This is a genomic window from Pseudomonas sp. 2995-1, assembly GCF_002742505.1.
GTDB classification, from domain to species: Bacteria; Pseudomonadota; Gammaproteobacteria; order Pseudomonadales; family Pseudomonadaceae; genus Aquipseudomonas; species Aquipseudomonas sivasensis.
The window spans coordinates 67,814-79,205 of sequence record NZ_LJSA01000250.1 but is presented as its reverse complement, the minus strand read 5'-3'; the positions used below and the strand labels follow the sequence as shown (position 1 = coordinate 79,205).

At 57.8% G+C, this 11,392-nt stretch carries 11 protein-coding genes; all 11 read right to left on the bottom strand.

Annotated elements, in window-relative coordinates:
* Positions 1-61 precede the first annotated feature (61 nt).
* Complete coding sequence (gene rnhB / locus AOA61_RS05170) at positions 62-694, bottom strand: ribonuclease HII (protein ID WP_032891644.1); 633 nt, start codon at positions 692-694, stop codon at positions 62-64.
* On the bottom strand, positions 691-1,830 hold the full coding sequence (gene lpxB / locus AOA61_RS05165; protein WP_099601275.1) for a lipid-A-disaccharide synthase: 1,140 nt from the start codon (positions 1,828-1,830) through the stop codon (positions 691-693). The genes rnhB and lpxB overlap by 4 nt, the downstream gene beginning before the upstream one ends.
* Before the next feature lie 2 nt (positions 1,831-1,832).
* On the bottom strand, positions 1,833-2,609 hold the full coding sequence (gene lpxA / locus AOA61_RS05160) for an acyl-ACP--UDP-N-acetylglucosamine O-acyltransferase (RefSeq protein ID WP_032891646.1): 777 nt from the start codon (positions 2,607-2,609) through the stop codon (positions 1,833-1,835).
* Positions 2,606-3,046 carry a 3-hydroxyacyl-ACP dehydratase FabZ gene (gene fabZ / locus AOA61_RS05155; RefSeq protein WP_003172281.1) on the bottom strand — a complete coding sequence of 147 codons (441 nt, stop codon included), beginning with the start codon at positions 3,044-3,046 and terminating at the stop codon, positions 2,606-2,608. The genes lpxA and fabZ overlap by 4 nt, the downstream gene beginning before the upstream one ends.
* 110 nt (positions 3,047-3,156) lie before the next feature.
* A complete protein-coding gene (lpxD, locus tag AOA61_RS05150; protein WP_099601274.1) occupies positions 3,157-4,212 on the bottom strand; it encodes a UDP-3-O-(3-hydroxymyristoyl)glucosamine N-acyltransferase in 1,056 nt (351 codons plus the stop codon).
* A 3-nt stretch (positions 4,213-4,215) separates the two neighbouring features.
* The gene (locus tag AOA61_RS05145) at positions 4,216-4,719 is read right to left on the bottom strand and encodes an OmpH family outer membrane protein (RefSeq protein ID WP_003172279.1); all 504 of its coding nucleotides are present in this window, start codon (positions 4,717-4,719) and stop codon (positions 4,216-4,218) included.
* A gap of 45 nt (positions 4,720-4,764) precedes the next feature.
* Positions 4,765-7,152, bottom strand: coding sequence for an outer membrane protein assembly factor BamA (bamA, locus tag AOA61_RS05140; RefSeq protein WP_095184009.1), 2,388 nt, complete (start codon positions 7,150-7,152; stop codon positions 4,765-4,767).
* Between the two features lie 74 nt (positions 7,153-7,226).
* Complete coding sequence (gene rseP / locus AOA61_RS05135; RefSeq protein WP_095184008.1) at positions 7,227-8,579, bottom strand: sigma E protease regulator RseP; 1,353 nt, start codon at positions 8,577-8,579, stop codon at positions 7,227-7,229.
* A 53-nt stretch (positions 8,580-8,632) separates the two neighbouring features.
* Positions 8,633-9,823 carry a 1-deoxy-D-xylulose-5-phosphate reductoisomerase gene (gene ispC, locus AOA61_RS05130; protein WP_095184007.1) on the bottom strand — a complete coding sequence of 397 codons (1,191 nt, stop codon included), beginning with the start codon at positions 9,821-9,823 and terminating at the stop codon, positions 8,633-8,635.
* Positions 9,820-10,629, bottom strand: coding sequence for a phosphatidate cytidylyltransferase (locus AOA61_RS05125; protein WP_099601273.1), 810 nt, complete (start codon positions 10,627-10,629; stop codon positions 9,820-9,822). The genes ispC and AOA61_RS05125 overlap by 4 nt, the downstream gene beginning before the upstream one ends.
* Positions 10,630-11,385: a polyprenyl diphosphate synthase gene (uppS, locus tag AOA61_RS05120; RefSeq protein ID WP_032891653.1), complete on the bottom strand. Its 756-nt coding sequence runs from the start codon at positions 11,383-11,385 to the stop codon at positions 10,630-10,632.
* Positions 11,386-11,392 lie beyond the last annotated feature (7 nt).

Here is an 11,392-nt window from a genome sequence, read left to right as displayed (position 1 = left end):
ATACGTGGAAACAACAAGGCCCGGATTGTACCGGGCCTTGGCAAAAACATCAGCCTCGCGACTACACCTCGCTGAGACTCTCCCGCGCTTCGTAAGCCAGGCGCACCGGGGCAAACGAGCGGCGGTGGATAGGCGTGGGGCCGAGGCGGGCCAGGGCTTCCAGATGAACGGGCGTCGGATAGCCTTTGTGACCACCGATGCCGTAGCCGGGATAGATCAACTCGAACGCGGCCATTTCCCGGTCACGACTGACCTTGGCCAGGATCGATGCCGCTGCGATGGCCGGAACCTTGCTGTCACCTTTGACCACTGCCTCGGCCGGCATCGCCAATTTAGGGCAGCGGTTACCGTCGATCATCGCCAGTTTGGGTGTGATGTGCAGGCCTTCAACAGCACGCTGCATGGCAAGCATGGTGGCGTGGAGAATGTTCAGCTCGTCGATTTCTTCGACTTCGGCCCGGGCGATATGCCAGCTCAGGGCTTTTTCACAAATCTCGTCATAGAGCTTTTCGCGACGAGCTTCGGTGAGCTTCTTCGAATCGTTGAGGCCAAGGATCGGACGGTTCGGGTCAAGAATCACAGCTGCGGTGACCACTGCACCGCAGAGGGGACCGCGCCCTACTTCATCAACACCGGCCACCAGTTCATGGGCTTGTGCAACCAGGCTGAAATCCAGGCCCATCTGCGTACTCATAACATTTCCTGTTTGTGGCCGATCAAACTCAACACGGCGTCTGCAGCCTGGTTCGACGCATCACGGCGCAGGGTGCGATGAATCTCATCAAACCCTCGGGTCTGCTCTTCGCCGCCATCGATCAGGGGCAGCAGTGTCTGCGCCAAGGCCTCCGGTGTCGCATCGTCCTGCAGCAACTCCGGCACCAACAAGCGCTGGGCAAGCAAATTGGGCAAAGAGATATAGGGGCTTTTGACCATGCGTTTCAGAATCCAGAACGTCAGCGGTGCCAGGCGATACGCCACAACCATCGGACGCTTGTACAACAAGGCTTCCAGGGTTGCCGTGCCTGAAGCAATCAGCACCGCATCGCAGGCCGCCAATGCCAGGTGCGATTGACCATCAAGCAATGTCAACGGAAGGTTACGACCTTCCAGCAGCGTTTCGATCTGTGCGCGACGCTGTGGGCTTGCACAGGGCAGTACGAAACGCACACCTGGCTTCAAGGCTTGCAGGCGCTCGGCGGCATCGAAGAACACGCTGGCCAGCCGACCGACTTCTCCCCCCCTGCTGCCCGGCATCAACGCGACGAGCGGGCCATCGGGCAAGCCCAACTGCCCACGGGCCGCCACGCGATCGGCCTGCAAAGGGATGTCGTCGGCGAGCGTATGCCCAACGAACCGTACCGGCACGCCCTTTTCTTCGTAGAACCTGGCCTCGAACGGCAACAGGGTGAGCATCAGGTCACAGCCTTCACGGATCTTCAGCACACGCTTTTGTCGCCACGCCCACACGGAGGGGCTGACGTAGTGCACGGTTTTGATCCCGGCCTGACGCAGCTTGAGTTCGATATTGAGGGTGAAGTCCGGTGCATCGATTCCGATAAAGACGTCGGGTTTTTCTTCGATCAGGGTCTGAATCAGCAGCTTGCGGCGCGCCAACAGCTCACGCAGGCGACCCAGCACTTCCACCAACCCCATAACCGACAGGCGCTCCATGGGGAAATAGGAAGTGAGGCCTTCAGCCTGCATCAATGGGCCACCAACACCGATGAATTCAACCGCCGGATGCTGGGCCTTGAGGGCCCGCATAAGACCTGCGCCCAGGATATCGCCGGAAGCTTCTCCGGCCACCAGCGCAATTCGCAGATTAGCCATGATCAGCGAGTGATGCCGCGAGTCGACGCCTGGATCGAATCACGGAACACCGCGACTTCCGGGAACAACGCTGCCGGCTCGGTCAGTTGGGTCAACGCCTGATCTACTGTCAGCCCCTGGCGATAAACCACCTTATAGGCACGACGCAGGGCGTGAATGGCCTCTTCGCTGAAACCACGACGGCGCATGCCTTCGAAGTTCATGCTGCGAGCTTCAGCGGGGTTGCCGAACACCGTGACGAACGCCGGGACGTCCTTGCCGATGGCGGTGCCCATGCCGGAGAAGCTGTGGGCCCCAATGTGGCAGTACTGATGGACGAGCGTGAAGCCTGACAGGATTGCCCAATCGTCGACGTGCACGTGGCCAGCCAACGCCGTGTTGTTGACCAGGATGCAGTGGTTGCCGATCACGCTGTCATGCCCGATATGGGCATAGGCCATAACCAGATTGTGATCACCCAGTGTGGTCTCGGCACGATCCTGCACGGTGCCACGGTGAATGGTCACGCCTTCACGGATGATGTTGTGATCACCGATTACCAAGCGTGTTTCTTCACCCTTGTACTTCATGTCCGGGGTGTCTTCGCCTACCGAGGAAAACTGGTAGATGCGGTTGTGTTTGCCAATGCGGGTCGGACCTTTGAGGATCACGTGCGGCCCGATGACAGTCCCCTCGCCGATTTCCACACCTGCGCCGATGATCGACCAGGGGCCGACCTCAACGTCGGCGGCCAGTACGGCCGACGGATCGATGATTGCGCGAGGGTCAATCAAACTCATAGTTTGCGTTCCGCGCAGATGATCTCGGCAGAGCACACTGGCTTGCCGTCTACCGAGGCCTGGCATTCGAACTTCCAGATCTGGCGCTTGCAGCTGATGAATTTGGCTTCCAGGATCAACTGGTCACCCGGAGTAACCGGGTTGCGAAAGCGCAGCTTGTCGGAGCCCACGAAATAATAAAGCGTGCCGTCGGCAGGCTTAAGGTCAAGCATTTTGAAACCAAGGATACCGGCAGCCTGGGCCATCGCTTCGATGATCAACACGCCCGGCATGATGGGATGCGCGGGAAAGTGACCGTTGAAGAACGGTTCGTTGATGCTGACATTCTTGTAGGCACGAATGCGCTTTTCCTCAACATTGAGGTCCACTACGCGGTCCACCAGCAGGAACGGGTAACGGTGAGGCAGGTATTCGCGAATCTCGTTGATGTCCATCATTTCGGGGGGAAGCCTGTAATAAAGATTGGGGGCGGGCGACTAAACGCACGCCCCGCTAGCAAATCAAGGAGGCAGTCTAGCGGCTGTGCACACTTGATATGGAAATGGTATCAGCCTTCAGATGAAGCATTACCGCCAGGGGTCACGTCCCCAACACGCTTTTCCAGCTGTTTGAGACGTCGAGCCATGTCGTCAAGCTGCCTCAAACGTGCCGCACTCTTGCGCCATTCAGCCGCAGGCTGCATGGCGGTACCGGATGAATAGGCCCCAGGCTCGGTAATCGAGTGAGTGACCATGGTCATTCCGGTGATAAAAACGTTGTCGCAAATATCAATATGCCCCACCAGACCGACGCCACCGGCGAGCATGCAATGCTTGCCGATTTTGGTGCTGCCGGAAATCCCCACGCATGCGGCCATGGCGGTGTGATCACCAATCTGTACGTTGTGAGCAATCTGGATCTGGTTGTCGAGCTTCACACCGTTGCCGATCACGGTATCGGCCAAGGCCCCGCGATCGACAGCTGTATTAACACCAATTTCCACGTCGTCGCCGATCAAAACGCCGCCGACCTGGGCAATCTTGTTCCAGATACCTTTGGAGTTGGCAAAGCCGAAGCCTTCCCCTCCGATCACCGCACCTGACTGGATAACCACCCGCTCACCGATACGCACATCGTGGTAAAGGGTCACGCGAGGTGCCAGCCAACCATCGGCACCGATTTCACAACGCGCACCAATAAAGCAATGCGCACCAACAGTTACACCGGCCGCAATGCGCGCACCACTCTCGATCACCGCAAAAGCGCCAATGCTCGCCGCAGGATCAACCCGGGCATCATCGGCGATCACCGCCGACGGGTGAATCCCACTGGCTGCCTTGGGTTTTGGATCAAATAGGTGCGAAACCTGTGCATAGGCCAGATACGGGTCAGCTACCACCAGCGCATCCCCAGCAAACCCTTCGGCGTCAGCTGCCTTGAGCAATACGGCTGCGGCTTGGCTAGCGACGAGGTATTTACGGTATTGAGGGTTTGCGAGGAAGCTCAACTGAGATGGGCCAGCCTCCTGCAAGGTGGCTAGCCCAGTAATTTCCTTCTCCTGGGAGCCACGCAAGGTGGCCCCCAGGAACTCGGCCAACTCGCCGAGCTTGATAGTCGCGGTCATGGCTTACTTCAGCTGGTTCATGCGCTCGATCACCTGGCGGGTGATGTCGTATTGAGGTTTGACGTCAATTACTGCGCCACGCTCGAACACCAAGTCAAAGGCACCTTTCTTGATGACTTCTTCCACAGCGCTGTCGAGTTTCGGCTTGAGCTGCTTGAGCATTTCACGGTCGGCAACAGCCTTGGCTTCGTTCAGCTCCTTGGATTGGAACTGATAGTCACGGGCCTTTTGCTTGAACTCAAGCTCCAGACGCTCGCGCTCGCCTTGCTGCATTTTGTCCCCACCCGCTACCAGACGATCCTGGATGCCCTTGGCGCTGCTTTCCAGCGTCTTAAGCTTGGTCAGTTGCGGACCGAATTTCTTCTCGGCATCCACGGCGTATTTTTTGGCCGCATCGGATTCCAGCAATGCCATCTGATAGTTCAGAACGGCGATTTTCATTTCGGCGAAGGCCGGGGTGGTCACCAGCACGGTGGCCAGCAGAACCAATTGAGTCAACTTACGCACGATGTACTCCTACAGAATCCGTTGTCGTTATCTTGGGTCAGACGCTTAGAACGTCTGGCCGAGGGAGAATTGGAAAATCTGGGTTTCAGCGTTATCCGGTTTCTTGATCGGCATGGCCAGAGCAAAGCTCAACGGACCAAGCGCAGTCACCCAAGTAACACCTACACCCACGGAGCTCGCCAGGTTGGTCAGGCTCACGTCGTTGCACTGAGTGTTGGATTTAACACCGCTCGGGTTTCTAATCTGCTCGCACTTAGAGTCGAACACGTTACCCACGTCCCAGAACACGGACGTACGCAGCGAACGCTGATCCTTGACGAATGGCAGCGGGAACAAAATCTCCGCGCCGCCCTGGATCAACACGTTACCACCGAACGGCAGTGGGTCGTTGTCGGAGTCAGCCACAGTGCCTTGGTTACCGGTTACGCCAGCACCTCGGCTCGGAGTACCACGAGGACCCAAGGTGCTGTCTTTGAAGCCACGTACGGAGTTGAAGCCACCCGCATAGTAGTTCTCATAGAACGGCAAACCATTGGTCGAACCATAACCGTCGCCATACCCCAGCTCAGTGTGCAGGCGCATGGTGTAGTTGTCGCTCAGCGGCTGGAACAACTGACCACGGTAGTCGAGCTTGAAGAACGACAGGTCGCTGCCCGGCGTAGTGGTTTCCAGAGTCAGGCTCTGGGAATGGCCCCGGGTTGCCAGTACACCTTTGTTCAGGGTCGACTCGGACCAGCCAGCAGACGCCTTGAAGTTCAGGAACTTGTCACCTTCACGACGAGTGAAGTCGAAGATTTCGTCCACGGTGTAGACACCGGTCTTGATCTCATCCTGCTGCGCGGTCAGGCCGAAGGTCAAACGCGAGGTTTCGCTGATCGGATAACCGACGTTGACACCCGCGCCAAGGCTGTCGATTGCATAGCTTGCAACGTCAACATCGAGGTCTTTGTAGTCGGTGGTGCGGTAGAAGGCGTTGTAGCCCAAGCTCACACCGTCAGCAGTCCAGTAGGGGTCGGTATAACCAAAGTTATATCGGCTCTGGTATTCGCTTCGAGTCAGGCCGATAGACACACGGTTACCGGTACCGAGGAAGTTGTTCTGGGTGATGGAACCACCGAGGATCAGACCTGCGCTTTGTGCAAAGCCGACGCTGGCAGTGATAGAACCCGATGCTTGCTCTTCTACTGCGTAGTTAACGTCAACCTGGTCATCCACGCCCGGTACAGCCGGGGTTTCAACGTTGACTTCCTTGAAGAAGCCCAGGCGCTCAAGACGGGTCTTGGATTGGTCGATCAAGTACGTCGACGCCCAGCCACCTTCCATCTGACGCATTTCACGGCGCAGCACTTCATCCGCAGACTTGGTGTTGCCACGGAAATTGATACGGTTCACGTAGGCACGCTTACCTGGGTCGACCACAAAGGTAATGTCCACTGTGTGATCATCATCGTGCGGGGTCGGTACGCCGTTGACGTTGGCGAAGGTATAGCCTTCGTTACCCAGACGACGGGTGATCAGTTCGGACGTGGTGGTCATCAGCTTACGCGAGAACACCTGGTCTTTCTGCACCAGCAGCAGGGACTTGACCTGGTCTTCAGGCACTTTCAAGTCGCCGCTCAGCTTGACGTCACGAACCTTGTACTTCTCGCCTTCGTTGACGTTAACGGTGATATAGACGTGCTTCTTGTCCGGGGTGATGGACACCTGGGTCGACGCGATATCCATATTGATATAGCCACGGTCCAGGTAGTACGAACGCAGACGCTCCAGGTCACCGGAGAGTTTTTCACGGGCGTACTTGTCGTCGTTCTTGAAGAACGACAGCCAGTTGGTGGTCTTGAGCTCGAAGAGGTCGATCAGGTCGTCATCAGCAAACTTGGTGTTACCCACCACGTTGATGTGCTGAATGGCCGCCACGGTGCCTTCGTTGATGTTGACCTTGAGGCCGACACGGTTACGAGGCTGCGGGACCACTTCCGTCTCCACGGTCGCCGAGTAGCGGCCCTGGGCAACGTACTGACGCTGCAGTTCGTTACGCACACCTTCAAGAGTGGCGCGCTGGAAGATCTCGCCCTCGGCCAGGCCGGACTGCTTGAGGCCCTTCATCAGGTCTTCAGTAGAGATCGCCTTGTTACCTTCGATCTCGATACTGGCGACAGAAGGTCGCTCGACGACGGTGATGACCAAGACGTTACCTTCGCGCCCCAGTTGGATGTCTTGAAAGAAACCGGTTTTGAACAGCGCACGAGTGGATTCCACCAGGCGACGATCATCAGCCTGTTCACCGACGTTCAACGGTAATGCACCAAAGACGCTACCCGCGGAAACCCGCTGGAGGCCGTTGACGCGAATATCGGAGATGGTGAAGGACTCGGCGTGAACTTCGGCGATCATCAATACGGTGAGAACCGCAGTTAGCAGCAGACGTTTCATGAAGTCCTTTCTTATTCCAACTGGCAATAAACAAACTGCCGCAAAATGCGGCAGATTCGCAATTCAGCGAAGCGTTACAGTCGACCCAGATCGTTGACCAAGGCTAATAACATCACCCCGACAACCAAACTGATACCGATCTGTATCCCCCAACCCTGCACTCGATCCGACAAGGGGCGACCACGCACCCACTCGACCAGATAAAACAACAGATGCCCCCCATCCAGTACAGGAATGGGCAGCAAATTCAGAACACCCAGGCTAATACTCAGATAAGCCAGGAAATTCAGGAAATCCGCGACACCCGACTGGGCAGAAGCGCCCGCCACTTTAGCAATGGTTATCGGTCCACTCAAGTTTTTTACCGAGAGCTCGCCGAACAACATTTTCTTGAGGGATTCCAGGGTCAGTACGCTCATGGTCCAGGTGCGTTTTGCACCCTCGCCAATCGCCGCCAACGGCCCGAAGCTGACCTCACGCACCATTGATGGCGGCCACTCCGGACTCTTGACGCCAGCACCCAAGTACCCCCCGGCTGCCTTGGCTTCGCCACGCACCGCCAGAGTAACGGGAACGTCGATTTGAGCACCGTCGCGCTCAATTTTCAGCACAATTTTGGTATCAGGGCGTACACGAACCAGATCGACCACTTGCTGCCATTCACCCAGCGCCTGGCCATCGAGGGCCAACAGACGATCGCCGGTTTTCAGACCTGCAGCCTGGGCTGGCCCCTTCGGATCCAGCTCGGCAAGGACCGGCGGCAGTGCCGGACGCCACGGACGAATACCCAAGGACTTGATCGGATCAGGCTCATCAGCGCCTTTGAGCCAATGATCCAAGGCCAACGACCGCGGGATTTCGGCGCTGGAGTCCTGCTCACGCACCACAACATTAACAGTGCCGCTTTCACCCAAGCGACGCACCAACTGCAAATTGACCGCCCCCCAACCCGTGGTCGGTTCGCCATCAATAGACACAATTTCCTGGCCAGCGACCAGGCCAGCCTTGGCAGCGATACTGTCCGCCTCAACCGCGCCGATAACTGGACGCACCTGCTGGCTGCCCAGCATGGCCAACACCCAGAAGAACAGCATCGCCAGCAGGAAGTTGGCGATCGGACCAGCGGCAACGATAGCGATACGCTGACGAACGGTCTTGCGATTAAAGGATTGGTCCAACTGATCAGCCGGCACTTCGCCTTCGCGCTCATCGAGCATCTTGACGTAGCCACCCAACGGGATGGCCGCAATCACAAACTCGGTGCCACGACGGTCGTGCCAGCGAACCAGCGGCATGCCGAAACCGACGGAAAAACGCAGTACCTTGACGCCGCAACGACGCGCCACCCAGAAGTGGCCGAATTCGTGGAAGGTGACCAGCACACCCAGAGCAACCAGGGTGCCGACAATCATGTAAAGCGCACTCATCTAATTTCTCCGCAATCCAATCCAGTACCCGAAGGCTCAAGCGCGCCCACAGACTAACGCGTATTGCGGCTCAACCATTGCTCGGCCAAAGTCCGCGCCTTGGTATCTGCCTCAAATACCGCCCCGAGGTCATTTACAGCCACCACAGGCTCAAGACTCAAAACGTCCTCGATAATACTCGCGATCTGCGGAAAGCGGATGCGCCGTTCGAGAAACGCCGCCACGGCCACCTCATTGGCCGCATTGAGCATCGCTGGCGCACTGTTACCCGCCTCCGCCGCCTGCCGCGCCAAGCGCAGACAAGGAAAGCGCTGTTCGTCCGGCGCTTCAAAATCCAGGCGAGCAACTGCAAACAGGTCGAGTGGCGCCACGCCGGAATCAATCCGCTCCGGCCACGCCAGGGCATTAGCGATCGGCGTACGCATATCGGGATTGCCCAATTGGGCCAAGACTGAACCATCCACGTAGTCGACCAAGGAATGAATCACGCTTTGCGGGTGAATAACCACCTCGACCTGATCCGGCCGCGCATCGAACAACCAGCAGGCCTCGATCAATTCCAGGCCCTTGTTCATCATGCTTGCCGAATCCACGGAGATTTTGCGGCCCATGGACCAGTTCGGATGGGCGCATGCTTGATCCGGAGACACATGCTCCAGCTCTACCAACGGAGTTTGCCGGAAAGGCCCACCGGAAGCGGTCAGCAGAATCCGACGAACGCCTACCTGACTCAAGCCACGAGCATAGTCTCCGGGCATGCACTGAAAGATTGCGTTGTGCTCACTGTCTAACGGCAACAGCACCGCACCGCTTTTACGCACCGCCTGCATAAAGAGCGCGCCAGACATCACCAGCGCTTCTTTATTGGCCAGCAGGATTTTTTTGCCCGCGTCGACGGCAGCCAAGGTTGGGCGTAAGCCGGCGGCACCGACAATAGCGGCGACTACAGTGTCCACCTCGGCATCGGCCGAGACCTGACACAATCCCGACTCGCCTACCAGCACCTGCGTGGCAAGTCCGGCAGCCCGCAGGTCATCCTGCAGGCCCTGCGCTGCCGCTGCTTCAGGCACCACAGCAAAGCGAGGCGCATGACGCACACACAGCGCCAGCAGCTCGCTCAGACGGGTGAATCCCGTCAGGGCAAACACTTGATAGCGATCAGGGTGACGAGCGATCACATCGAGGGTGCTCAACCCTACCGAGCCGGTTGCGCCCAACACGGTTACTTGCTGCAGACGGCTCACGAAGCAGTCATCCACAACAGCACGGCAAAGATCGGAATAGCAGCGGTAAGGCTATCAATACGGTCCAGCACCCCACCGTGCCCTGGCAGCAGATTACTGCTGTCCTTGACCCCGGCCTGGCGCTTAAACATGCTTTCAGTGAGGTCGCCCACGACCGAGATGAACACGACGATAGCCGTACCCAGAAGAGCCAGGAAGATGTCCGTTACTGACCAATCCCGCACGACACCGACCACCAAAGTGATCAGCAGGGTCAATGCCAGGCCGCCGTAAACCCCTTCCCAACTCTTGCCCGGACTGACTGCCGGTGCCAGCTTGCGCTTACCGAATGCCCGTCCCGAGAAGTAGGCGCCGATATCTGCGCCCCACACCAGCACCATCACCGCCATGATCAGCCAATTGCCCATCGGCGAGTTCTTGATCTCCACTAACCCTTGCCAGGCTGGCAACAGAATCAATAAGCCAATCAACAACTTGCTGGCAACACTGGACCAATGACCACTGCTGCGCGGAAACGTCAACACCAGATAGGTCGCAAGCGCCCACCACAGCACCGCAGCACCCAGCACCCAAGGCACGATGATGCTCGACAGGGTGTGCATCAGAAACAGTAACACCGCTACGACAGCGGCATACACCAAGCGTGGCAATTGCGCGTTGAAACCTGCCAAGCGTGCCCATTCCCAGGCGCCCAAGGTTACGACCAGCCCGATAAATAGGGCAAAGCCGGACCCATCGAGCAGGAAAAACCCACATAAGGCGATCGGCAACAGGATGAGTGCTGTGATGATTCGTTGTTTAAGCATTTAAACCCGGGCTCCAGCTTCGACCTGCTCACTCGTTTTACCGAATCGACGCTGGCGGGAAGCGAAATCGGCCAGCGCAGTACGCATGGCATCGTGTTTGAAGTCCGGCCAGAACAGGTCGGAGAAGTACAGCTCGGTGTAGGCCAACTGCCACAGCAGGAAATTGCTGATGCGATGTTCACCGCCGGTACGGATGCACAAGTCAGGCAATGGCAGATCACCGGTCACCAGGCAGGTTTGCAACAGTTCAGGCGTGATGTCGTCCGGTCGAAGATGACCGGCTTGCACTTCGCGAGCCAGCCGCTGTGCAGCCTGGGCGATATCCCACTGGCCGCCGTAATTGGCTGCGATCTGTAGCACAAAACGGTTGGCGCCAGCCGTGATGGCCTCCGCCTCGCGCATGGCCGCCTGCAGCTCCGGGTGGAATCGCGAGCGATCACCGATGATGCGCAGACTGATATTGTTGTCATTAAGGCGCTTCGCCTCACGACGCAACGCCTTGAAGAACAGATCCATCAAGGCGCTGACTTCTTCGGCGGGCCGCTGCCAGTTCTCACTGGAGAAGGCGAACAAGGTCAACACCTCGACCTTGGCCTCGGCACACACCTCAATCACAGCCCGCACCGCATCGACACCCGCTTTATGCCCGGCGACACCCGGCATAAAGCGTTTCTTCGCCCAGCGATTATTTCCATCCATGATGATCGCGACATGGCGCGGCACCAAAGAGGGTACAGTCTGCTTGGTCTTTTCCATGAAGGCG

Excerpts from the sequence above, each read along its gene's own strand:
- lpxB (WP_099601275.1), bottom strand. The coding sequence starts at position 1,830 with ATGGCTAATCTGCGAATTGCGCTGGTGGCCGGAGAAGCTTCCGGCGAT.
- rnhB (WP_032891644.1), bottom strand. The coding sequence starts at position 694 with ATGAGTACGCAGATGGGCCTGGATTTCAGCCTGGTTGCACAAGCCCAT.
- rseP (WP_095184008.1), bottom strand. The coding sequence starts at position 8,579 with ATGAGTGCGCTTTACATGATTGTCGGCACCCTGGTTGCTCTGGGTGTG.
- uppS (WP_032891653.1), bottom strand. The coding sequence starts at position 11,385 with ATGGAAAAGACCAAGCAGACTGTACCCTCTTTGGTGCCGCGCCATGTC.
- fabZ (WP_003172281.1), bottom strand. The coding sequence starts at position 3,046 with ATGATGGACATCAACGAGATTCGCGAATACCTGCCTCACCGTTACCCG.
- bamA (WP_095184009.1), bottom strand. The coding sequence starts at position 7,152 with ATGAAACGTCTGCTGCTAACTGCGGTTCTCACCGTATTGATGATCGCC.
- AOA61_RS05125 (WP_099601273.1), bottom strand. The coding sequence starts at position 10,629 with ATGCTTAAACAACGAATCATCACAGCACTCATCCTGTTGCCGATCGCC.
- lpxA (WP_032891646.1), bottom strand. The coding sequence starts at position 2,609 with ATGAGTTTGATTGACCCTCGCGCAATCATCGATCCGTCGGCCGTACTG.
- lpxD (WP_099601274.1), bottom strand. The coding sequence starts at position 4,212 with ATGACCGCGACTATCAAGCTCGGCGAGTTGGCCGAGTTCCTGGGGGCC.